The sequence below is a fragment of the Pantoea sp. RIT-PI-b genome (assembly GCF_001187905.1).
Taxonomy (GTDB): Bacteria; Pseudomonadota; Gammaproteobacteria; order Enterobacterales; family Enterobacteriaceae; genus Pantoea; species Pantoea nemavictus.
In genome coordinates, this window is sequence record NZ_LGIS01000030.1 from 130,776 (window position 1) to 151,995 (window position 21,220).

Annotated in this window: 23 protein-coding genes and 1 tRNA gene; 5 read left to right on the forward strand and 19 right to left on the reverse strand. The window is 54.1% G+C overall.

Going from position 1 to position 21,220, the window contains the following annotated elements:
* Window positions 1–48: 48 nt before the first annotated feature.
* The 3 genes from fadJ to AC790_RS19850 form a co-directional block, all read right to left on the reverse strand.
* Complete coding sequence (gene fadJ / locus AC790_RS19840; protein ID WP_049852914.1) at window positions 49–2,178, reverse strand: fatty acid oxidation complex subunit alpha FadJ; 2,130 nt, start codon at window positions 2,176–2,178, stop codon at window positions 49–51.
* Complete coding sequence (gene fadI / locus AC790_RS19845; RefSeq protein ID WP_049852915.1) at window positions 2,178–3,488, reverse strand: acetyl-CoA C-acyltransferase FadI; 1,311 nt, start codon at window positions 3,486–3,488, stop codon at window positions 2,178–2,180. The genes fadJ and fadI overlap by 1 nt, the downstream gene beginning before the upstream one ends.
* A 167-nt stretch (window positions 3,489–3,655) precedes the next feature.
* Window positions 3,656–3,952 carry a YfcZ/YiiS family protein gene (locus AC790_RS19850; RefSeq protein WP_007889205.1) on the reverse strand — a complete coding sequence of 99 codons (297 nt, stop codon included), beginning with the start codon at window positions 3,950–3,952 and terminating at the stop codon, window positions 3,656–3,658.
* A 359-nt stretch (window positions 3,953–4,311) separates the two neighbouring features.
* On the opposite strand from AC790_RS19850, the gene fadL reads away from it, so the two are divergent.
* Window positions 4,312–5,595: a long-chain fatty acid transporter FadL gene (gene fadL, locus AC790_RS19855; RefSeq protein WP_007889200.1), complete on the forward strand. Its 1,284-nt coding sequence runs from the start codon at window positions 4,312–4,314 to the stop codon at window positions 5,593–5,595.
* A 62-nt stretch (window positions 5,596–5,657) separates the two neighbouring features.
* Here fadL and mlaA read toward each other — a convergent pair whose 3' ends face one another.
* The 10 genes from mlaA to ccmA are packed head-to-tail and all read right to left on the reverse strand — an operon-like array spanning window position 5,658 to window position 13,417.
* The gene (gene mlaA, locus AC790_RS19860) at window positions 5,658–6,425 is read right to left on the reverse strand and encodes a phospholipid-binding lipoprotein MlaA (RefSeq protein ID WP_007889197.1); all 768 of its coding nucleotides are present in this window, start codon (window positions 6,423–6,425) and stop codon (window positions 5,658–5,660) included.
* 35 nt (window positions 6,426–6,460) lie between these two features.
* Window positions 6,461–7,672, reverse strand: a complete 1,212-nt coding sequence (gene ccmI, locus AC790_RS19865; protein ID WP_007889196.1) for a c-type cytochrome biogenesis protein CcmI — start codon at window positions 7,670–7,672, stop codon at window positions 6,461–6,463.
* On the reverse strand, window positions 7,672–8,127 hold the full coding sequence (locus tag AC790_RS19870; protein ID WP_007889195.1) for a cytochrome c-type biogenesis protein: 456 nt from the start codon (window positions 8,125–8,127) through the stop codon (window positions 7,672–7,674). The genes ccmI and AC790_RS19870 overlap by 1 nt, the downstream gene beginning before the upstream one ends.
* Window positions 8,124–8,681, reverse strand: coding sequence for a DsbE family thiol:disulfide interchange protein (locus AC790_RS19875; protein ID WP_049852916.1), 558 nt, complete (start codon window positions 8,679–8,681; stop codon window positions 8,124–8,126). Before AC790_RS19875 ends, AC790_RS19870 begins: the two co-directional genes overlap by 4 nt.
* Window positions 8,678–10,636 carry a heme lyase CcmF/NrfE family subunit gene (locus AC790_RS19880; RefSeq protein ID WP_007889193.1) on the reverse strand — a complete coding sequence of 653 codons (1,959 nt, stop codon included), beginning with the start codon at window positions 10,634–10,636 and terminating at the stop codon, window positions 8,678–8,680. The genes AC790_RS19875 and AC790_RS19880 overlap by 4 nt, the downstream gene beginning before the upstream one ends.
* Window positions 10,633–11,118, reverse strand: coding sequence for a cytochrome c maturation protein CcmE (gene ccmE / locus AC790_RS19885; RefSeq protein WP_049852917.1), 486 nt, complete (start codon window positions 11,116–11,118; stop codon window positions 10,633–10,635). The genes AC790_RS19880 and ccmE overlap by 4 nt, the downstream gene beginning before the upstream one ends.
* Window positions 11,115–11,348 (reverse strand): heme exporter protein CcmD, encoded by a 234-nt coding sequence (gene ccmD / locus AC790_RS19890; protein ID WP_007889184.1) that lies wholly within the window; start codon window positions 11,346–11,348, stop codon window positions 11,115–11,117. The genes ccmE and ccmD overlap by 4 nt, the downstream gene beginning before the upstream one ends.
* On the reverse strand, window positions 11,345–12,085 hold the full coding sequence (locus tag AC790_RS19895; protein ID WP_049852918.1) for a heme ABC transporter permease: 741 nt from the start codon (window positions 12,083–12,085) through the stop codon (window positions 11,345–11,347). The genes ccmD and AC790_RS19895 overlap by 4 nt, the downstream gene beginning before the upstream one ends.
* Before the next feature lie 58 nt (window positions 12,086–12,143).
* A complete protein-coding gene (gene ccmB / locus AC790_RS19900; RefSeq protein ID WP_007889178.1) occupies window positions 12,144–12,803 on the reverse strand; it encodes a heme exporter protein CcmB in 660 nt (219 codons plus the stop codon).
* Entirely contained in the window at window positions 12,803–13,417 is a 615-nt protein-coding gene (gene ccmA / locus AC790_RS19905; protein ID WP_049853032.1) for a cytochrome c biogenesis heme-transporting ATPase CcmA, read from the reverse strand. Before ccmA ends, ccmB begins: the two co-directional genes overlap by 1 nt.
* A gap of 243 nt (window positions 13,418–13,660) precedes the next feature.
* On the opposite strand from ccmA, the gene AC790_RS19910 reads away from it, so the two are divergent.
* Both AC790_RS19910 and AC790_RS19915 read left to right on the forward strand, forming a co-directional pair.
* Window positions 13,661–14,575 (forward strand): formate/nitrite transporter family protein, encoded by a 915-nt coding sequence (locus AC790_RS19910; RefSeq protein ID WP_007889169.1) that lies wholly within the window; start codon window positions 13,661–13,663, stop codon window positions 14,573–14,575.
* An 87-nt stretch (window positions 14,576–14,662) separates the two neighbouring features.
* Window positions 14,663–14,737 (forward strand) — tRNA-Arg (locus AC790_RS19915).
* A 20-nt stretch (window positions 14,738–14,757) separates the two neighbouring features.
* Here the strand turns inward: AC790_RS19915 and AC790_RS19920 are convergent.
* Both AC790_RS19920 and AC790_RS19925 read right to left on the reverse strand, forming a co-directional pair.
* Window positions 14,758–15,009, reverse strand: a complete 252-nt coding sequence (locus AC790_RS19920; RefSeq protein ID WP_049852919.1) for a hypothetical protein — start codon at window positions 15,007–15,009, stop codon at window positions 14,758–14,760.
* A gap of 183 nt (window positions 15,010–15,192) precedes the next feature.
* Window positions 15,193–16,065 (reverse strand): helix-turn-helix domain-containing protein, encoded by an 873-nt coding sequence (locus AC790_RS19925; protein WP_049852920.1) that lies wholly within the window; start codon window positions 16,063–16,065, stop codon window positions 15,193–15,195.
* Between the two features lie 180 nt (window positions 16,066–16,245).
* Here AC790_RS19925 and AC790_RS19935 point away from each other — a divergent pair, with 180 nt between their 5' ends.
* Window positions 16,246–17,145 carry a DMT family transporter gene (locus AC790_RS19935; RefSeq protein WP_049852922.1) on the forward strand — a complete coding sequence of 300 codons (900 nt, stop codon included), beginning with the start codon at window positions 16,246–16,248 and terminating at the stop codon, window positions 17,143–17,145.
* Window positions 17,146–17,184: 39 nt separating this feature from the next.
* On the opposite strand, the gene AC790_RS19940 is transcribed toward AC790_RS19935, so the two are convergent.
* On the reverse strand, window positions 17,185–17,424 hold the full coding sequence (locus tag AC790_RS19940) for a hypothetical protein (protein WP_007889156.1): 240 nt from the start codon (window positions 17,422–17,424) through the stop codon (window positions 17,185–17,187).
* Window positions 17,425–17,694: 270 nt separating this feature from the next.
* Here AC790_RS19940 and AC790_RS19945 point away from each other — a divergent pair, with 270 nt between their 5' ends.
* Window positions 17,695–18,912, forward strand: a complete 1,218-nt coding sequence (locus tag AC790_RS19945; RefSeq protein ID WP_049852923.1) for an MFS transporter — start codon at window positions 17,695–17,697, stop codon at window positions 18,910–18,912.
* 510 nt (window positions 18,913–19,422) lie between these two features.
* On the opposite strand, the gene AC790_RS19950 is transcribed toward AC790_RS19945, so the two are convergent.
* The 3 genes from AC790_RS19950 to AC790_RS19960 form a co-directional block, all read right to left on the reverse strand.
* Window positions 19,423–19,704 (reverse strand): membrane lipoprotein lipid attachment site-containing protein, encoded by a 282-nt coding sequence (locus tag AC790_RS19950; RefSeq protein WP_049852924.1) that lies wholly within the window; start codon window positions 19,702–19,704, stop codon window positions 19,423–19,425.
* Window positions 19,705–19,954: 250 nt separating this feature from the next.
* Window positions 19,955–20,758 (reverse strand): hypothetical protein, encoded by an 804-nt coding sequence (locus tag AC790_RS19955; protein ID WP_049852925.1) that lies wholly within the window; start codon window positions 20,756–20,758, stop codon window positions 19,955–19,957.
* A gap of 9 nt (window positions 20,759–20,767) precedes the next feature.
* On the reverse strand, window positions 20,768–21,220 hold the full coding sequence (locus AC790_RS19960) for a universal stress protein (protein ID WP_007889137.1): 453 nt from the start codon (window positions 21,218–21,220) through the stop codon (window positions 20,768–20,770).

Genomic DNA, 21,220 nt, shown 5'->3' on the forward strand with positions numbered 1-21,220 from the left:
AAGCCGCTGCGCGTCCACCATACTAACCCGCTGAATCTGTGCGCCTATTCATGATTGTGCAGAAGTGTAAAAATTCGTTTGTTCTTCTGACAATGCAATCAGCGCCTCACAAGGCGTAAAACGTTCGCCGTATTGCTGCATTAATGACCTTAATGCTTTAACGATATCGCCAACTCCGCGCTGATCCATATAGCGGAACGGCCCACCGAGAAATGGCGGGAAACCGATGCCAAACACGGCAGCGATATCCCCGTCACGCGCGTTGCGGATCACCGCTTCATCCAGGCAACGTGCCGCCTCATTTAGCAGCATCATGACGCAGCGTTCGGCAATTTGCGTTTCGCTCTGCCTCGCCTGCGGCTTGGTGTTCAACAAGCTGTAGATGGACGCATCCGCTTTGCGTTTACCCGGCCAGCGCGAGCGTTGATAGAGATAGAAACCTTTGTGGTTTTTGCGCCCTTTCCTGCCGTCAGCGAGAATCGCGTTCGCAGCGGCGGGCGCGCTAAAACGTGCGCCATAAGCCTGCTCAAGAATCGGGCTGATTTTACTGCCGACATCAATTCCCACTTCATCCAGCAGCTGCAGCGGCCCAACCGGGAAACCGAATTTGACCAGCGCACGGTCGATATGCTCGATCGGCTCACCTTCCTGCAAACAGTGCAGTGCTTCATTTATATACGGCGTAAGGATGCGGTTGACGTAAAAGCCAGGACGATCGGCTACAACCACCGCAGTTTTTCCCTGCTGCCGTGCCAGCTGCACCGTATTCGCCAGCGTTTGTGCCGAGGTGTTGGCATGCGGAATCACCTCAACCAGCGGCATTTTGTCTACCGGACTAAAGTAATGCAGGCCGATAACATTTTCGGGACGCTGCGCATTGGCAGCGATATCGCCAATCGGTAATGACGAGGTGTTGGAGGCAAAAATCGTATGCGGCTGGCAATGACTTTCAATTTCGCTAACCATCTGCTGCTTAAGCGCTAAATCCTCAAACACCGCTTCAATCACCACATCGCGCTGACTAAAACCCTGGTAATCAATACCGCCGCTAATGCGCGCCATGTGCTGCTGACGTTCGGCTGCTTTCAGCTGGCGCCGTTTCACCTTTTTACTCAGCAGATCCCAGCTGTACTCAAGAGCATGATTCACGCCGCTGAGATTGATGTCTTTAATACGCACCGGTAATCCGGCTTTCAACGCCGTAACGCTGGCAATGCCGCCGCCCATCAACCCGCCGCCCAGTACGCCAATCTGTTTTAGCGTTTGCGGTTCGACACTCGCCATCGCCTCTTTCTTTAAAGCGGTTGAGGCGAAAAACAGGCTGCGCAGCGCCGCCGATTCAGGCGTCATCGCCAACTGGCCAAAGGCGCGTGCTTCTGCTTCATGCCCGGCGGCGCTGCCCTGCTCCACACCGATGCGTACCACCTGCAGAATGCGCTCGGCTGCCGGATAGTTACCCTGGGTTTTGCTGTGGGTTTGACGCTGGGCTAGGGAAAACAGCACCTGACGCGCAATCGGTCCCTGCAGCAGGCGATCGCGGCGCGATAGCTCCCGGCGTGTGCCTTTTCCTTTATGTACGCATGCAATCGCTGTATCCAGCAGAATCGATTGCGGCACCGCATCGTCAACAATGCCGAGCTTGAGTGCCTGTTTAGCCCGCAGCTGTTTGCCCGTAAGGATTAACGGCAGCGCCTGCTGCACGCCAATCAGCCGTGGCAAACGCTGCGTGCCGCCGGAACCTGGCAATAAACCGAGCTGTACTTCCGGCAAACCGAGACGCGTTTTGTCATCCAGTGAACAGATGCGCGCATCGCAGGCTAACGCCAGTTCCAGGCCGCCGCCAAGGCAGGCACCGTGAATCGCCGCCACCACCGGAAACGGCAACGCGGCGATCATCGCCATCACATCCTGGCCCTGCCTCGCCAGCGCTTCAGCTTCTTCCGCCGTTTTGCAGCTGGCAATCATGCTGATATCCGCACCGGCAACAAAGTTATCGCGCTTGCCGGAGATCAACACCAAACCCGCCAAATCCTTATGGCTGCGTGCTTCATCCAGCACCGCTTTAATCTGTGGCACAAACTCGGCCTTCAGCGTGTTCATCTTCTCGCCCGGCACATCGATGGTAATCACACCGACGTGGTCAAGCCGCATCTGTAAATGAAAAGCAGATTCACTCATTATTCAGCCTCCAGACCCATTGCCGTGCCTAAGCCACCCGCCGCACAGGCGGTGACTAATCCTAAACCACCGCCGCGCCGCTGCAGTTCATGCAGCGTTTGCGTGATCATGCGCGCGCCGGTCGCGGCAAAGGGATGGCCATAAGCAATTGATCCGCCGAGCACATTAAAACGCTCTTCATTCACTTCGCCTAACGCATGGGAGCGATTCAACACCTCGCGCGCAAAACGTTCATCGCGGAACATCTTCAGGTTCGCCAGCGTCTGCGCAGCAAAGGCTTCGTGCATATCAATCAGCGTCAGATCATTTAGCGTGACACCGGCACGATCCAGCGCCAGCGGTGAGGCATACGCCGGACCAAGCAGCATATCCTGCCAGACATCAATGGCGGTGAAAGCGTAGCTGCGCAGATAGCCCAGCGGTTTGATGCCAAGCTCGCGCGCCCGGCCTTCACGCATCAGAATCACCGCCGCCGCGCCATCGGTCAGCGGCGTGCTGTTAGCAGCCGTAACCGACCCGTGGCGACGATCAAACGCCGGGCGCAGTTTGGCGTAATCTGCAGCGCTAGCGTTAAAACGAATATTGTTGTCTTGCTCGATAGGGGCTTTCCACGGTGGCACAAAAGCGGGCATCACCTCCTGCGCCAGCACACCGGATTGCCAGGCGCGTGCCGCATGCTGGTGCGAACGCAGCGCTAATGCGTCCTGCTGTTGGCGCGTGATGCCGTGGCTTTTCGCCATCTGCTCGGCGGTATCGCCCATACGCAGCCCGGTGGAGTACTCCGCCACCGCCGGTGGCACCGGCAACAAATCGCGCGGACGTAAACGACGAAGAATACTGAGTTTCTGGCTAAAGCTGCGCGCTTTATTAAGATCGACCAAGGCACGCGCCAGAGTTTTGCTGACGCCAATCGGTAACACTGAAGAAGAGTCCGCGCCACCGGCAATCGCGGCATCAATGGTGCCTGCCATCAGGCTCTCCGCCACGTTTGCCACCGCCTGGAAGCTGGTGGCGCAGGCACGACTGACGCTATAAGCATCGGTGTGTACGCTTAATCCGCTGCTCAGGACAATTTCACGCGCGATATTAGGCGCTTCCGGCATCTGCACCACCTGGCCAAACACCAATTGATCGATCACCTCCACCGGCAATTCACTGCGCGCCATCAGTTCACTCACCACCATGCGCCCTAACTCCAGCGCGGGAATACCGTGAAAATCTGTCGCCTGGCGGACAAAAGGCGTGCGCAATCCATGGGTTATGGCGATACGTTCACCCTGACGCGTCAGCAGCGGCTGCGCTTTGCTCATTGCAATCACCTGTAATTTTCGACCAAGGCATCATTGCCAAACAGGTCTGACCTGATCATCAGTGTTAACCAGGTGTTGCTAAGTAGCCAATAACCAGAGGAAAAAAGTGCGAGGGAATACACGAAAAAGAGTTAACGCTGCCGAAGGGGGTTCCGGCAGCGGTGGAATTAGCGTAAGCCGAGCTGGAAAATCAGGGTTTCGGCCTGGCAGGCAAAGGTGAAGTCGATGGTCAGACGTACTGCATCGCCTTCTTCAGCAAACTCAGCGTGAATGTCACAAGGATCGGATTCTACCTGACGCGCGCGTTCAGTCAGGTGCGCGAGCATCGCATCCGCCGCATGGCGATCGGCAAATACGCCAGACCAGCTGGCGGTGCAATCGGTGTTATCCATCACGGTACCGACATCTACGCAGCAGCAGGCGGCCGTTTCATTCGCACTACATTTATTAATGGCATCAGTCATGGTTCTCTCCTGACGGTAAATTCAACACAATCGGATCATTTTCTGTCGCAAAGTGTACGCCTGCTGCGTTTTCACATCCACGATCACGCCGCTAAGTGACGAATATCACACTAAAAATTGATCCATAACAAAATTGAAAGCTATGTTGAAGGCGAACCGCTAAGATTTTGTTAAGCAGATCTGATTTTGTCGATCAAATTAGAAATATCTAAAAAACATTATTGCAACAAATACACAGGTCAGACCTATACTCGTCGCACTGGTCTGATATGTGGTTTTGCCATCAGTCCCTACAATTCGCCGCTCTTTGTTACGCGACGTAACAACGTTAAATAATAAATCTAGATGAGGTTGTGGTCATGAACCATAAAAACCTGTTTGCAAAGTCAGCTGTGGCAGCTGCAGTTACGCTCGTCTGTTCCCATGTTTACGCCGCAGGCTTTCAGCTTAATGAATTTTCAGCAATTGGTTTAGGTCGTGCTTATTCGGGTGAAGGTGCGATGGGTGATACCGCCGCCTCTGCCAGCCGTAACCCGGCAACCATGGCATTAATGGATCGCCCCTCTTTCTCCATCGGCGCGGTTTATATTGATCCCGAAGTAGACATCACCGGTCAGAGCCCATCTGGTCGCAGCCTTGATTCAAAAAATATTGCCCCAAACCAGTGGATTCCCAATATCCACTATGTTCAGCCAATTAACGATCAGTGGTGGATTGGCGCTTCGGCCACTTCCAATTATGGTCTGGCAACCGAATTTAATGATGGCTATACCGCGGGCGGTTACGGCGGTAAAACCGACCTAATGACCGGCAATTTTAATATCAGCACCGCTTATCGACTGAATGAACACTTCAGCTTCGGTATTGGATTTGATGCGGTGTATGCAAAAGCCAAAATTGAGCGTTATGCCGGTGAATCAGGTGCCGCGCTGGGCATTCCCGCCAATACCCAAATTGCCCACTTAAAGGGTGATGAATGGGGCTACGGTTGGAACGCCGGTATTCTGTATGAAGTGGATAAAGACAACCGCTTCGGCTTCACCTATCGCTCAGAAGTTAAAATCGACTTTGATGGTGATTACAAAAGCAGCCTGCCAACCTACGTGAACTCTCTGCCGCAGGCGCAGCTGCTCGGCCTGCCTTACGGCACTGGCGGCTCAACCATCCCAGGCTCTCTGACGCTGAATCTGCCAGAGATGTGGGAAGTCTCCGGCTACCACAAAGTCGCACCGCAGTGGGCGGTTCACTACAGCCTGGCGTACACCAGCTGGAGCCAATTCCAGGAGCTGAAAGCCACCGGCAGCAACGGTCAGACGTTGTTCTATAAAGATGAAGGGTTCCACGATGCCTATCGTATCGCATTGGGTACCTCTTACTTCTATGACGACAACTGGACCTTCCGTACCGGTATCGCCTTCGATGACAGCCCGGTTCCTGCCGATAAGCGTTCTATCTCCATCCCGGATCAGGATCGTCTATGGCTGAGCGCCGGTGCATCTTACGCATTTAATGAAGATGCCTCGGTAGACGTGGGTGTTTCTTACATGCACGGACAGAAAGTCACCGTCAAAGAGGGCCCCTATACCTTTAACTCTGAAGGTAAGGCCTGGCTGTACGGCGCGAACTTTAACTACAAGTTCTGATGTCTAAATAGATATGAAAAAAAACGGCGACTATCATGTCGCCGTTTTTTATTAAGAATCGATTATTGAGAATCGATGTCCTTAAGATCATCCTGAATCGCGCTGGCGTTCGGATTATCTTCCGGCTTCAGCTTACCGCCGTTGGCGATAAAGTCATGCCGCTGGAAGTAGGCATTACGAATAAAGGCGTAAGGATCTTGTTGCTGGCGCAGGATGGCATCGGAATCCAACAATTGCGCGCGCGTTTCAATACCTTCCAGCGTCCATTTACCCACCGAAATCGGCCAGCTGAGCCAGCTCAGTACCGGATAGAGTGTATCGACGAAGTCACCACCATCTTCACGAATGGTAAAACTGCCGTACGCAGGCAATTCAACATACGGGCCGTAACCCACGCCATAACGACCGAGCGTGCTACCAAAGCGGTGTGGCACTTCACGTGCCAGTTCCGGATTGGCTTTACCTGCCACGTCAATGAAGCCACCCAGCCCTAAAACAGTGTTAAGGAAGAAGCGGGTGAAGTGGATGCCCGCCTGGCGCGGTTCCCCAACCAAAATGGCGTTGACCATGCTGGCAGGTTCTTCCAGGTTACCGAGCACATTGCTCAGGCCGCTACGTGCCGGTACCGGCACATAATCACGCCAGGCGACCGCCACCGGGCGCAGCACATACGGATCCAGCACGTTGTAGTTGAAGTTAAACATCGTGCGGTTGAAGCCTTCCAACGGATCGCTGCGCTGAGCAGGCTCCGTGTTGTCGGCCGGTTTAGAACTGGCGCAACCTACCAACAATAAACTGGCCAACGCCAAACCGGTCAGGCGGTTATTCATTCTTCTCTCCCTGTGCGGATCAGTAAGGTATCGCTTCAGGGCTGCTGTTGATTAATTTCCACAGCCAATTGCTGATGACCATCCCAGGGTGTGACCGCGCTTAAACCAAACCAGTCGCCAGACTGGGGATTGGCACTGCCGTCGCGCGAAATGCGCACCCTGACCTGCACCTGATGCTGCGCCGAAAGCAGGCGATCGGGCATCATGGCATTGCTGTCATCTAGCGTAAGCGATAACGGGAAGTGGCTCAGCGGTAAACGCTTCACAGCCACAGGCACCGGTGAAACACCGTCAGACACAGAAATATACATCACTCCGCCTTGCGGTAACATTTTTTCTGCCTGCGGCGTCAAACTCACCGTCAATGCCAGCTGGCTATTTTGCTGCCCCGCATCGGTTTTCGCTTGTTCAATGCTGCGTTCGATCATAGTGATGCGCCGATCGCCCGGCGGTAATAGTTTCAACATCACCTGCCAGGCGCCAATCGCTTCATTGTACTGCTGCTGCTCAAAGGCGTTAAATGCCAGCAGACTCAACGTGCGCACATCGCTGTGATCGCGTTTCAGCAGCTCTTTAAGCATCACGTTGGCCTGGCGGTTGTCCTGCGGATCGCTGGAGCGCGTCAGCACTTCGGCGTAATCCTGCTGCAACTCCAGATTGTCTGGCGCCAGCTGGAGCGCGTGTTCAAAAGCCTGGCTGGCATCGGTAGCATTATTCAGCACCATGCCAAGACGACCGAGCATCGCCCAGTCATTGAGATTATTTGCGTCGTTCTGCAGCGAGTTGCGCAGCCCGAGCTGCAAGCGCGCCAGCTCTTCCATGGTTAACGGCTGGGCTTTAGGATCCATGACGCGCGCACGCAAGGCAGGATACTCCTGCTGTACGCTGACAAATGCCGTCTGCTGCGTTAAGCCACCGGTTTTCAAATACATCCCCACCGACACCACCAACAGCACGATGACGCCCGGGAGCAATACCCAACGGCTGCTGTGATGAATAGTGGCAGCATCCTGCTGAGGAACGTCGGTTAACAGCGTTTGTTGCAGTTCACGCACCATTTCCGGGCGCTCAGCCACCACGCCCTCTTCTTCATCATGCTCCAGCTCGCGCAGACGCTGTTGATAGAAATCGGTATTAAGGCGATCGCGATCGCCGGTTACGGCTTCGCGCTGACGCCAGCCTGCACGCAGAAACAGCGCGATGGCCGCCAGCAGCAAAATAATCAGGGTAATCCAGAATCCAGTCATTACGGCTTCCCGTCACGCTTGAGTAACGCCGCAAGGCGCTGTTGTTCATTGTCGTCTAATTCGTTCCGCGCTTTGCCGCGCCGATTGCGCAGGATAATAATCAGCGCGCCCAGTACCACGAACAGCGCCGGACCGACCCACAAAATCAACGTGGACGGTGTGACCGGCGGCTCATAGGTGACGAAGTTGCCGTAACGCGCCACCATGTAGTCGATGATCTGCTGACGGTTTTCGCCCTGCTTCATCAATTCGTAGACTTTGAGACGCATATCTGCGGCGATCATGGCATTGGAGTCGGCAATGCTGTTGTTCTGGCATTTCGGACAACGTAAGGATGCGGTGAGCTCGCGGTATTGCTCTTCCTGCTGTACCGAATCGAACTGATAGGTATCAATCGCTGCCCACAGGCTGGTACTGAGCAGAATGCCCGCCAATAAAAGAAGCAGTCGTTTCACGCACCCGCCTCCTTGTTGTATTTGTCCCACAGCGGTTTCACTTCTTCCAGCCAGACGCGATCGTTCATGTCGCCGGCGTGGCGATAGCGGATAATGCCTTTGCCATCGATGAGGAAGGTTTCGGGTGCACCGTAAACACCCAGATCCAGGCCCAGCATACCGTTGCCATCATACAGGCTGAGCGCGTAAGGATTGCCCAGCGTGTTTAGCCAGGTCACCGCTTTGCTGCGGTCGTCCTTGTAGTTCAGCCCCACCACGCGAATGCCTTTTTCCGCCAGCGTATTGAGGTATTGATGCTCCGCGCGGCAGGTGGGACACCACGTCGCCCAGACATTCAGCAGAATCGGTTTGCCGTCATTCAGCACCTGTTGATCGTAGATTTTGCCCGGTTGATCGAGCGCTTCAAGTTTAAACACCGGCACAGGTTTGCCGATCAGCGCTGATTCGAGACGCGTTGGATCATCGCCGTTAGCATTGCGCGACAGCTGCCACAGCAGCGCCGTCGCCAGCACCAGAAACAGAACTAACGGGATAAACAGGATTTTTTTGTTCATGCCAGCTCCTCGCGTTGCGCTTTTTTACGCGATCGATAGCGCGGATCGAACAAACAGAACAAGCCGCCGACCGCCATAAACACGCCGCCGTACCAGATCCAGCGCACAAAAGGTTTGTAGTAAATGCGTACTGCCCACGAGCCGTCATCCAGCTCTTCGCCGAGTGCAGCATAGAGATCGCGCGTGAAACCTCCGCTGATCGCCGCTTCGGTCATCATGGTACGCGCGGCTGCATAGAAGCGTTTCTCCGCCTGCATCACCGCTTCCGGCTTGCCGTTGCGCGTCACTTCAATAATCGCCTCACCGCCGCTGTAGTTCGGGCCCTGCAGGTTACGAACGCCATGGAAAATGAAGTGATAACTGTGAATATCGACGCTATCACCCGCCTTCATGCGTACATCACGCTCAACGCTGTATTGGGTGCTAAACGCGATACCCACCACCGTCACCGCCACGCCAAGATGGCCCAGCACCATGCCCCAATGGCTGCGCGTCAGATGGCGCAGGCCTTTGAAGAAGGAGTGACGGTGGGTGGCGCGCTCGTGCAGCTCCATCAATGTCAGCATGATCACCCAGATAGACATCAGCAGCCCGATCACCGTCATTGCTTCGATACGATCCTGCAGCAGCCACGGCAGCGCGATTGAAAGAATCAGCGTGACCAACAAGCCAACGCCAAGACGTTTCCACAATTTTTGCGGCTGATCGCGACGCCAACGCACCAGCGGGCCAATGCCGAGCATCAGGGCAAACGGCGCCATCAACCAGGTGAACATGGTATTGAAGAACGGCTCGCCCACCGAGATACTGCCCAGACCGAGCTGCTTGTGCACCAGCGGTAACAGCGTACCCAGCAACACCACCAGCATCGCCGCAATCAGCAGCACGTTGTTGCCCAGCAGGAAGGATTCGCGTGACCAGATTTCACTCTGCACGCGGCTGCGCACCTGACCACCTTTCAGCGCGTACAGCAGCAGCGAACTGCCAATCACGATCACCAGGAACGCGAGAATAAACATGCCGCGCGCCGGGTCCGACGCAAACGAGTGCACCGAAACCAGCACGCCAGAACGCACGAGGAAAGTGCCGAGCAGACTTAACGAGAACGCGGTAATCGCCAGCAGCACCGTCCACGACTTAAAGCTGCCGCGTTTTTCCGTCACCGCCAGCGAGTGCATCAGCGCCGTGCCGGCCAGCCACGGCATAAAGGAGGCGTTTTCGACCGGATCCCAGAACCACCAGCCGCCCCAGCCGAGTTCGTAATAGGCCCATGCGGAACCGAGCACGATGCCAATGGTCAGAAACACCCATGCAGCGGTGGTCCACGGACGTGACCAGCGCGCCCATGCGGTATCCAGTCGACCCGCCATCAGAGAAGCGATAGCAAAAGCGAACGCCACCGAGAAACCAACGTATCCCATATACAGCAGCGGTGGATGGAAGATCAGCCCGATATCCTGCAACATCGGGTTGAGATCGCGCCCATCAATCGGGAAGTTTGGCAAAGTACGGGTAAAGGGATTCGAGGTGAGGATGATAAACAGCAGGAAACCGAGGTTAATCATGCCCATCACCGCCAGCACGCGTGCCAGCGCATCCTGCGGCATACCGCGACTGAAAATCGCGACTGCCAGCGTCCAGGTACTTAGCAGCAGCACCCACAGCAGCAGTGAACCTTCATGCGCGCCCCAGGTTGCAGCGATGCGATAGTAAACCGGCAACAAGGTATTGGAGTTAGTGGCGACATAGCCGACGGTGAAATCATTTACGATAAAAGCGTGAACCAGTACCAGGAAGGCGGCAGCGACGCAGGCGAACATGCCCCACGTCAGCGGACGCGCCATCGCCATCAATCGCGCATCCTGACGCGCGGCGCCCCACAGCGGATAAACACTCAGCAGTAGCGCCAGTCCCAGCGCCAGGCACAGCAAGAAGCTGCCAATTTCCGGCATCATGATTGCGCTCCCGCCTGCTGATAGGCTGCTGCTGGTCCGGTGTGATTTTTCTTCATCGCGTCTTCAATTTCCGGCGGCGTGTATTTCTCATCGTGCTTGGCCAGCACCTCTTTGGCGTTCACCAGGTTGCCCTCTGCCAGCACACCTTGCGCGACGACGCCCTGCCCTTCACGGAACAGATCCGGCAGGATGCCTTCGTAGCTGACGCTGACCACGCCATTGGCATCATACAATTTGAAAGAGACCGCCAGCGTGTTGGGATCGCGCTTGACGCTGCCCGGCATCACCATGCCGCCGATGCGCAGACGCTGGCCCGGCTCAGGCTTCTGATGATCTTCGCCCTTGCCGTAAAGAATTTCACTCGGGGTATAAAACAGGTCGATGTTGGAACGCAGCGCATACATTACCAGCGATGTCGCCAGGCCAAGGCCAATCAACACCGCTAGCGCGACATACAGGCGGTTACGACGACGGATATTCACACGGATTCTCCCGCTGCTTCACTGGCAGCTTTTTTCGATTTCGCCGCGCGAATGCGGCGCTCCCTGGCCTGGCGCTGGCGAATATCGGCCAGCAGTCGGCGACGGAACAGCACGGTGTGCAGTACCAGACCGCATAAAGGAATCAAGGTGAGGATGACGGCGAGCCAGACGTAAAAGGCATAGCCGCCCATGGCAAAGAAATCACTCCATGATGCGAAAGCTGGCGTCATGATTGGCGTCCTCCCTGTGCGACGTCAATCGCCCACGGACGATGGCGCTCGGTAAACAGAATCAGGTTACGCAGGCGCATCAAGGTGAGCGCGCCGAACACCAGCAAATAGCCGAGAATCGACCAGCGCAGCGGGGTGCGCATGCTCGGGTCAATCGCCTGCTGCAGAAGGCCCGAAGAGCCCTGATGCAAGGTGTTCCACCACTGCACCGAAAAGTGAATGATTGGCAGATTAACCACGCCAACCAGGATCAAGATCCCCGCAGCACGACCGGCAGTGCGACGATCTTCAAACGAGTGGTAGAGCGCGATGACGCCCATATACAGGAACAGCAGCACCAACTCCGATGTCAGACGCGCATCCCAGATCCACCAGGTGCCCCACATCGGTTTACCCCAGGCGGAACCCGTGACGAGCGCGATAAAGGTAAACACGGCACCGATGGGCGCCATGGCCGCCGACACCAGATCGGCCATCTTCATCTGCCACACCAGGCCGATAAACGCGGCGATTGCCATCGACGCATAGACGCCCATCGACCACATCGCCGCGGGCACGTGAATGTACATAATTCGGAAGCTGTTGCCTTGCTGATAATCCGCTGGCGCAAAGCCGAAGCCCCACACCCAACCGAGCAGCAGCGAAGCAACGCCCAGCACCGCGAACCAGGGAATCAAGCGCCCGCATAGCTGGTAAAGCCGTTCAGGCTTCGCCCACTGATGTAACCATTTCCACATTTTTGCATCGCTCACAATAAACAGAATTCAGGTTTCGGCCGCTCTGGGGCGACACGAATTAATGCAGACTAATACGCAAGGCCGCCGCCGTCGCAAAGGGCGCTAGCGTGGCGCTTAGCGCCAGCATCGCGCCCAGAATCGCCAGATAACCACCAATCGGCAATCCCATGCCGGCGGCATCAATCGCAGCGCTGGCAAAAATTAAAACCGGTATCGATAAGGGCAACACCAGCAAACTGAGTAGTACACCGCCGCGGCGCAGCCCAACGGTCAATCCGGTGCCGATTGCACCAAGGAAACTCAGCGTTGGCGTACCGAGTAATAGCGTCAGCGCCATGGCGCGCCAACCGGCAAAATCGAGCGACAGCAGTAATGCAGCCAGCGGCGATAATAAAATCAACGGCAGACCGGTAATCAGCCAGTGAGCAATCACTTTGCCCAGCACGGTGACCGGTAGCGGCGTCGGCAACAGAAGTAGTTGCTCAAGCGAACCATCAAGAAAATCATCACGAAACAGCCGTTCCAGCGCCAACAAGGAGGCCAATAGCGCGGCAACCCACGCGATGCCCGGCGCAATGCGCGCCAGCTGTTGCGGTTCCGGCCCGATACCTAACGGAAACAGTGTGATAACAATCAGGAAAAACCACAGCGGATTGATCACTTCTGCGCCACTGCGAAAAGCGATTTTTAATTCACGCTGAATAACCCGGCCAAGCATCAAGCCCACTCCGCAGTAAGTCGAATTTTACGCACCCGAGCGTGGCTTGCGGGCAGATCCTGATGCGTAGTCAGAATCACCGCCCCACCGTTATCGGCATGTGCGGCGAATCGCGTCATCAATTTTTCTACGCCGCCTTTATCAATGGCGGTCAACGGCTCGTCGAGGATCCACACAGACACCGGGCTGAGCCACAGTCGCGCCAGTGCCACGCGCCGCTGCTGTCCGGCGGAAAGTTGCGCCACCGGCACCTCTTCAAACCCCAGTAAATCCACCTGCTCAAGGGCGTCGAAAATCGCGTTTTCATCGCTGCTACCATGCCAGAAGCGCAGATTCTCAAGCGGAGAGAGTACTGATTTCACCCCCGGGTGATGACCGAGATAGAGCAGATTTTGTTGCCATATTTCACGCTGTTGCCGAATTGGCCGTGCCCGCCATAAAACTTCGCCCTCTTCTGCGCGGCTTAATCCGGCCAGCAGGCGCAGTAACGAGGTCTTTCCAGCCCCGTTCGGCCCTTCGATTTGCACAATGTCACCCGGTTGCACACGGAAGCTCAATCCATGAAAAAGCGTTCGCTCATCACGAACACATGAAAGATTAATGACTTCGAGCATAGAAGGGAGAATCACAGCAATGAATGAGGCGGCGATAATACCACATTGAATCTGTGGGCCGAAGTCTGTGAGCTGGCTCCCACTTACCCCAAATGGGGTATTCGTGCGCATCAGATCAATAAATCGCTCAAAAAACCACCTTCGTTAAAACTTCGTTACTCTTAATTTGAATCTTCGTAACAAATCGCCCTTGATAAAACCGGCTACGCTTATTACGCATTGGCATTATCACCAGGGGAAAACATGAAACATTCACCATCGATTTCAAACAGTGACAACGATGTAGAGAGCGACGAAAAAGATCAGGGCAAGGAGATTGAAGTCGATGAAGATGCCCTGCCCTCGCAGGCGGCGGCGATTCATGAGGAGATTCGCCACGACGGTGAAAAGGAGTTAGAGCGCGATGGCATGGCGCTGCTTTGGTCTGCGGTGGCGGCGGGACTATCGATGAGCGCCTCGCTGATGGCGAAAGGCATTTTTCAGGTCCATTTAAAAGGCGTGCCCGGCGCGTTTTTATTGGAGAACCTGGGTTATACCTTTGGTTTTGTCATTGTGATTATGGCGCGCCAGCAGCTGTTTACCGAGAATACCGTCACCGCCGTTTTGCCGGTGATGCACAAACCTACTGGCAGCAATTTTGCACTGCTGTTGCGTTTATGGTGTGTGGTGCTGCTCGGCAATCTGATTGGTACTGCGCTCGGCGCATTGGCCTTCAATCATATGCCGATATTTGACGATGCTACCCGTCAGGCTTTTACCGCTATCAGCGAAAAAGTGATGGTTAATCCACCGAGCGAAATGTTTGCTAATGCAGTGATCTCCGGCTGGATTATCGCCACCATGGTGTGGATGTTCCCGTATGCCGGCGCGGCTAAAATTGTGGTGATCGTGATGATGACCTGGCTGGTGGCGTTAGGCGATTTGGCGCATATCGTGGTGGGTTCAGTGGAAGTGCTGTATCTGGTGTTTGCAGGAACGCTGCCGTGGTATGAATTCTTCTGGCCATTTGCTCTGCCAACGCTGCTCGGCAATATCACCGGCGGTACGCTGATTTTTGCGCTGATCAGCCATGCACAGATTCGTAATGACATGAGCGAAGCGGCGAAAGCCAAAGCACGAGCGGAGCAGAAGCGTAAAGAGAAGCAAAAACAGGCGTGAGTTTGGTCTTAAATTGCTGATAGATTAAGCAAACAAGCTCGGCATAGTTAAAATCAGGCGCGCGGTGCGCTATACTGCGCGCCCGGCGTCTCCTTAGTTAAATGGATATAACGAGCCCCTCCTAAGGGCTAGTTGCAGGTTCGATTCCTGCAGGGGACACCAGATTTTAATCATTATCCCGCTTAAAATAGCCATCTTGCCAAAGCAAGCGTCATACCAGCGGTACTCATCATGCCCGCCACAATCCATTTGGTCTGTTTGCTCAGCTCCTGATGAATTTTTCCGATCTCCTGATGAATCTTGCCAACCTCCTGATGAAGATCGCTTTTGGTGGCGTAATTGGATTTAATGACTGCAATATCCACTTTCATCGCCGACATATCAGTTTTGATGTTGTCGATGTCAGCTTCCAGCTTTGAAACGCGGTTTTCCATAATTACGCTTTCCTCTAATATTTCAACTTAATCAATGCAATGCATGATCTTCCTGCCAGGCATCCTACTCCAAAACCTTTGAATATTTCACGTTGCAGAGTGGCGAAGATAGTTTTATGAGAGAGAAGTTCAGAAAAGAATTGGCTTGCTTGCAGTGGATTACAGCACTTTAGGGCCAGCTCGTTATTTTTTCAGGTCTCGCCGCCATGTGGAAGGCGTGACGCCATGCAATTGACGGAAGCGGTTGCTGAAGTGGCTGGAGGAGTGAAAACCGCAGCGCAATGCGATTTCGGTTAGCGGTAAAGAGCTGAATTTCAGTAACTGTAATGCGGCGTCCATGCGGCGGCGCATCACATATTGATGCGGAGCTTCCCCGACACTGCTTCGGAACATGCGTGCAAAATGATATTCGCTCAACGCCGCTTCGCCAGCTAAATGTGCCAGCGTTAACGGTTGATCTAATTGCGCATCAATATAGGCCATGACTCGTCGCAAAACCGCCGGTGCCAGTCCGCCGCGTACTTGTGGCGCATGCCATTGCACGTCGCTATAACGTTGCAAAAGATGCGTCATCAATAAGGTTGATGCGCTACTGAGCATCAGTTGGTTGGCTGGTTGTTGCCAGTCGGTGCTGAGCAGGAAATGGCGATAAAGCTGCGTAATGCGATCGTCCGCGGCAAAGATCTTTTCATGCAGATTGAGCTGCGACGGGCTGCGATCCCAGATCTGTTCGCCAAGATGGCGCAAATGTTCGTCAGTGCAATAGAGATGCACAAACGACAAATCAGCGCGAATATCCCACACCGATTCCACGCCACTGGGCATCAGGCAAAAGCGATCCGGCCCGCCGCCGTTGCGCCAGCCATGCTGGGTTTTATGCCAGGTTTCGTAGCCGTCAGCGGTATACAGGCTAAGCGTGTGATGATTGCTAAGATTGGTGACGCGATCGCCGCTGTTAAACCAAGCCGCCAGCTTAATGCCGCCCGACAGCTGCACGCTGTCGCGCAATTGCGCTTTGTGGCGCTGTAGCATGTTGAAGGTCTGGTAATCGGCCATGGTAGCTATCACTCGCAGTTCATTAGCGCACAGTGTACGGATCTCGGCGGACAGAAAACAGGTCACAGCAGGACGCGAGAAGAAAAAGCGCAAGATTTTGCAATTGCCGCGCAAAAGCGTGCAAGTTGCGCTGTGCTTTTCACGCCACACTGCGAGCCGGATTCTGTTGGAGATCGCGTTATGAATGTGATGTTGTACCTTGCCGTGGTCATGATTTGGGGCACCACCTGGATAGCCATTTTCCTGCAGCAGGAAGCCGCTGAGACGCCGGTGCTGGTGGCGGTATTTTGGCGCTTTTTACTGGCTTCGCTGGTGATGCTGGCAATCCTTAAAGTGCTGCGTCGCCTGAGAACGCTGGACAAACGCGATCATCTATTCTGTTTGCTTCAAGGCTGCTGCGTATTTGGCTTCAACTTCGTCTGCTTCTATCACGCCGCCGCCTGGATCAGCAGTGGATTGGAGTCGGTCATTTTTTCCATGGCCGTGCTCTACAACGCGCTGAATAGCTGGATTTTCTTCCGCCAACGACCGTCATTTCGCCTGCTGCCCGCTACGGTACTGGGCCTTGGCGGCATCGTCGCGCTGTTCTGGAATGATCTTCAGGCGGCACATCCGGCGCCGCAATTATTATGGGGCGTTGGCCTGAGCGCGCTCGGCACTTTAGGTTTCTCGTTCGGCAATATGATCTCTTTACGCCATCAGCGGCGTCAACGTGATGTGCTCACCACCAACAGCTATGCCATGTTTTATGGCGCCATCATCATGGCCGCGCTGGCTTTGCTAAACGGCGATTCACTTGCGCCCGCGCTAAACGTCCAGTGGTTGGGTGCCATGAGTTATTTGGCGATTTTTGGATCGGTGCTGGGATTTGGTGCTTACTTCACGCTGGTGGGTCGGATTGGCGCTAGCCAGGCCGCTTACAGCACCTTGCTGTTCCCGCTGGTGGCGCTAACGCTCTCAACGCTTTATGAGGGTTATCACTGGCACAGCAATGCGATTGTGGGATTGGTAATGATACTGGCGGGGAATATGGTGATGTTTGTACGCTGGCCGACTCTGGGACGCTTGCGCACCGCCTGACATAACGAGAGCGGGCATTGCGCCCGCTCTTTTGTTCCTCTAGCGCCAGCCCTGAACGCCGATATTGAGCTGGTGAGGTTTAGTTATGGCTTTTCTGGCAATCCAGTAAAGCAGGACGCGTTCATCATCTTTGTCGCGGTCGGCCATTGCCAGTAATTTCAGCGACAATGTGGATTTATTCACTGGTTGATGCTCATCACTTAACTCGATCACCGCCTGACCGATAATGCAGCAAACCTCATCCTCGCTTGACGCGGATTCATATGCTCGGTCTTTCATATTTCCTCCTCTTGAATGAACTCTAAGCCTGGCAAACATCCCGAGCTTTGCAGGCATAAAGGCGCCATAGATACACCTGGTTACACATGGTTACCCGTAGTAACCGCTACGCTTATGCTGAAATCCCGCGTTGTCATCATTATGTCATTCATACCCGCTTCGCTGCATTTCATTCCGTCATTCGGTGCTTTCACGCCCGCACTTCACTCGCCCGTACGCGAGGCGCTTATTATCTCCACAGATTCCGCTTTCTCGCATGAGAGATAAAAAATGAAAACAGCTTTGACCGCGAATTATCAACGTACCCGCACGCTGACGCTTATCGGCACCATTATCACGCAGTTTGCTTTGGGATCGGTTTATACCTGGAGCCTGTTTAATGGACCGCTGGCCAACAAGCTGGATGCGCCAATCAGCGAGGTGGCATTCTCGTTCGGTTTACTCAGCCTGGGCCTGGCGATCGCTTCATCGCTGGCCGGAAAACTGCAGGAGCGCTTTGGCGTGCGCAACGTGACCATCGGCGCGGGCATTTTAATGGCAGTGGGATTCTGGCTAACCGCTCATGCCGATAATCTGATGATGCTTTACCTCAGCGCCGGTATTTTGGTCGGCCTTGCGGATGGAGCCGGTTATCTAATGACGCTCTCCAACTGTGTGAAGTGGTTCCCGGAGCGCAAAGGATTAATTTCCGCCTGTTCCATTGGCGCTTACGGTTTGGGCAGTCTTGGTTTTAAATTTATCTGTGGTGCACTGCTAAGCGCGCAAGGTCTGGAGAATACCTTCATGATTTGGGGCGTGCTGGCGATGAGCATGATCATTCTCGGCGCTTTGCTGATGCGTGATGCCCCGATGCAAAAGAGCAGTGGTAATAGCCAGTTGGAGGCGAAGGATTACACATTAGCGCAATCGGTACGTTTGCCGCAGTACTGGATGCTGGCGCTGATGTTTCTGACCGCTTGCATGAGCGGCTTGTATGTCATTGGTGTGGCGAAAGATATCGGCGAAGGCATGGTTCATCTTAGTGCGCAAACGGCAGCGAATGCAGTTACGGTAATTGCGATTGCCAATCTCAGTGGCCGCCTCATTCTCGGTGTACTGTCGGATAAAATGGCGCGTATTCGTGTCATCACTCTGGCGCAGATTGTCTCGCTGGCCGGCATGAGCATTCTGCTCTTTACCCATATGAGTGAATCCACCTTCTTCCTGTCCCTGGCCTGCGTTGCCTTCAGCTTTGGCGGTACGATTACCGTGTTCCCATCGCTGGTGAGTGATTTCTTTGGTCTGAACAATCTCACTAAGAATTATGGCCTGATTTACCTTGGCTTCGGGATTGGTAGCGTACTGGGTTCATTGGTTGCCTCAGCCTTTGGTGGCTTTACCGTCACCTTCAGCCTGATTATGACCTTGCTGGTGATCTCGCTGGTGCTGTCGCTCAGCATCCGTCTGCCAAATCGTCAAAACGTAGCAGAACCTTTACTGCATAATTGACCTCTCTGGATGCCGCATTTATTTGCGGCATCCTCTCTACACAATTCCTCCATAAAAGGTATTTAATTGAGAGCCACTATTATCAAGCCTTGTCTTTCAGAGTATTCGCGTTATTATAATCAGGCATTCAGCTTATTCTGATTGGCTTATTTTACTCGCCGATTTTTTTAGCATTTAATTGAAATACTCCGTAATACATCCAGTAATAAATCTACATTTCCTGCATCTTCACTCCACTATTCCAATGTAATCTGGCTGCATTGGAACAGAGGAGGACTCTCCATGAAGAAGCTTATTAAGGTCGCATCGGTTGTCGCCATTATGACGATGTTGAGTGGCTGTATTATCGATCATCATCGTGGAGGCGGCCCAGGTTGGGGCCATCATGGTGGAGGAGGTTGGCACCATGGGCATGGCGGTTATGGACACCGCAGATAGTTGGGCAAAGAACACACACAGCACATAATAAGAAAATATAAAAAGGGCGGGAATATATCCCGCCCTATTTTTTTAGCTTTTTACCGCGTAATTACATTGATACCAGGCTTTCTTTAATCCAGGCAAATTACTGTTTTGCGACGGCAATGATTCCACCTTATCGAACCCACGCTGACTACAATAATTCGCCAGGTCGATATCCAACGCATCTTTATTGAGCGTTTGTGGATCGTAACGGTACTGCACGGTATTTGAACTGGTGTCTTCATCCACGCGTTCAAATCCCCCGGGTTTACTGACGCTACAACCGGCCAGCATAAAAAGCGCGACTGCGCTAATAAGCATTTTATTCATTAGGGTGTCCTCTTCAGCGTCGCAGTTTAAATGGCAACGCAGCGCTCTTCTATAAGAATAAAGCGCGAAATGTCTGCTTTAAGCAAGTTTTTGCCGATTAAATCGATAAAACCAAACGGCTTCTCTTATCAAACCATCAATGACATGATGCTTTCAGACAAAACGAAGTCTGCACCACACCAGGTGAATTACATAAAAACATACTGATAGTGACCTTCATGCCCGCGCTGAGCGGGCTTTTTTTTGCCCGCTAACCGGTGAGGCTGACCATCTTACGTAAAAGATTGGCCGCTTGTTTGTCAGGCAATGCGAGAATACCGTTGTAGAGATCAATCGACATGGCGCACATCGCGCCGCGATCGACGGCGGTATCCGCGGGCATATTCAGCTGTTGCAGCCGATCGCCCCACTTTCCATACAGTTTTTCCACTACGCTTTGCAAATCACGCTGCGCTGCCGCGTGATCCAGTGGCTGCTCATTTCCTGTACTCAGCTGAAGCAAGGCTTCAAGCACTTGGGCATCACGCTGATTTAACTCAGGTGACAACACCCGTTGCAGATTGATGCCGCCATTCACCTGCGGATAGAGAAAGCGGAAGCAGCGCTGCGGCTCCTGCTGCTGCAGCGCCTGCATTTCCTGTACCGACACGCGCACATAGTTGAGGATCGCCTCATCGGTGGCACGCGTTAAGCGTTGATTGATCAAATCCATCAACCAGCCACGCATGTCGCCCAGCGCCTGATCGGCCGGCATCCCTTCCAGCCGCTTATGCAGCAGTTCGCGATTTAACAGCTGCCATAACGCAGGCTCCTGAATCTTCAGCAAGCGGTACCCTGGCGCAAGGCTAAGCTGGGTTGATACTTCCGCCGCCAGCGCCTGCCGCTCCTGACGCGGATGCAGCCAGCTGAACCACACCAGATTTGCCACCAGCAGCGGCAGCAGAAACAGCAGCACGCCTTGCCAAAGTCGCAGAGAAGTGGTGCGCAGCAGCAGAATAATAAGCAGCGCCAGCAGCGCAAACGCCGCTAGCGTAATGGGAACAAGCGAGAGCATCGAACGCGATTAATCCTTACGTACATCAATCAAAACGGGGCAGTTAGCACGTTCAATGACCGCAGCACTGACCGACCCTTTTAACAGTCGGTTAAACGGCGACAAATGACGGCGCCCCATGATGATCATACTGACCTGCAGCTGAGTGGATTGCGCGACAATGGTTTCCGCCGCTTCACCTGCCAGAATCAATCCTTTCGCAGCCACGCCAGCGCGTAGCAGCGGCGCCAGCGCATGACGCACCACCATTTCCGCGGTGTTCTGCTCATCTTTGGCCGCGACAAAATCATCGGGATCTTCACCCGCATCAATTTCAATCGGTTGATTGCAGGAGGAGTAAGCCGGATCGACGCAGCACAGCACCGTAACCTGCGCCTGATGCGCCAGCGCTTGTTCAATGGTTAGCGCAATCACTTTTTCCGCCACCGGGGAGTTATCGATGGCCATCAGCAAGGTTTTCAT

Bases quoted from the DNA above. Each gene is read 5' to 3' on its own strand.
- fadJ (WP_049852914.1), bottom strand. From the start codon at position 2,178: ATGAGTGAATCTGCTTTTCATTTACAGATGCGGCTTGACCACGTCGGT.
- fadI (WP_049852915.1), bottom strand. From the start codon at position 3,488: ATGAGCAAAGCGCAGCCGCTGCTGACGCGTCAGGGTGAACGTATCGCC.
- AC790_RS19850 (WP_007889205.1), bottom strand. From the start codon at position 3,952: ATGACTGATGCCATTAATAAATGTAGTGCGAATGAAACGGCCGCCTGC.
- fadL (WP_007889200.1), top strand. From the start codon at position 4,312: ATGAACCATAAAAACCTGTTTGCAAAGTCAGCTGTGGCAGCTGCAGTT.
- mlaA (WP_007889197.1), bottom strand. From the start codon at position 6,425: ATGAATAACCGCCTGACCGGTTTGGCGTTGGCCAGTTTATTGTTGGTA.
- ccmI (WP_007889196.1), bottom strand. From the start codon at position 7,672: ATGACTGGATTCTGGATTACCCTGATTATTTTGCTGCTGGCGGCCATC.
- AC790_RS19875 (WP_049852916.1), bottom strand. From the start codon at position 8,681: ATGAACAAAAAAATCCTGTTTATCCCGTTAGTTCTGTTTCTGGTGCTG.
- AC790_RS19880 (WP_007889193.1), bottom strand. From the start codon at position 10,636: ATGATGCCGGAAATTGGCAGCTTCTTGCTGTGCCTGGCGCTGGGACTG.
- ccmD (WP_007889184.1), bottom strand. From the start codon at position 11,348: ATGACGCCAGCTTTCGCATCATGGAGTGATTTCTTTGCCATGGGCGGC.
- AC790_RS19895 (WP_049852918.1), bottom strand. From the start codon at position 12,085: ATGTGGAAATGGTTACATCAGTGGGCGAAGCCTGAACGGCTTTACCAG.
- ccmB (WP_007889178.1), bottom strand. From the start codon at position 12,803: ATGCTTGGCCGGGTTATTCAGCGTGAATTAAAAATCGCTTTTCGCAGT.
- ccmA (WP_049853032.1), bottom strand. From the start codon at position 13,417: ATGCTCGAAGTCATTAATCTTTCATGTGTTCGTGATGAGCGAACGCTT.
- AC790_RS19910 (WP_007889169.1), top strand. From the start codon at position 13,661: ATGAAACATTCACCATCGATTTCAAACAGTGACAACGATGTAGAGAGC.
- AC790_RS19920 (WP_049852919.1), bottom strand. From the start codon at position 15,009: ATGGAAAACCGCGTTTCAAAGCTGGAAGCTGACATCGACAACATCAAA.
- AC790_RS19925 (WP_049852920.1), bottom strand. From the start codon at position 16,065: ATGGCCGATTACCAGACCTTCAACATGCTACAGCGCCACAAAGCGCAA.
- AC790_RS19935 (WP_049852922.1), top strand. From the start codon at position 16,246: ATGAATGTGATGTTGTACCTTGCCGTGGTCATGATTTGGGGCACCACC.
- AC790_RS19940 (WP_007889156.1), bottom strand. From the start codon at position 17,424: ATGAAAGACCGAGCATATGAATCCGCGTCAAGCGAGGATGAGGTTTGC.
- AC790_RS19945 (WP_049852923.1), top strand. From the start codon at position 17,695: ATGAAAACAGCTTTGACCGCGAATTATCAACGTACCCGCACGCTGACG.
- AC790_RS19950 (WP_049852924.1), bottom strand. From the start codon at position 19,704: ATGAATAAAATGCTTATTAGCGCAGTCGCGCTTTTTATGCTGGCCGGT.
- AC790_RS19955 (WP_049852925.1), bottom strand. From the start codon at position 20,758: ATGCTCTCGCTTGTTCCCATTACGCTAGCGGCGTTTGCGCTGCTGGCG.
- AC790_RS19960 (WP_007889137.1), bottom strand. From the start codon at position 21,220: ATGAAAACCTTGCTGATGGCCATCGATAACTCCCCGGTGGCGGAAAAA.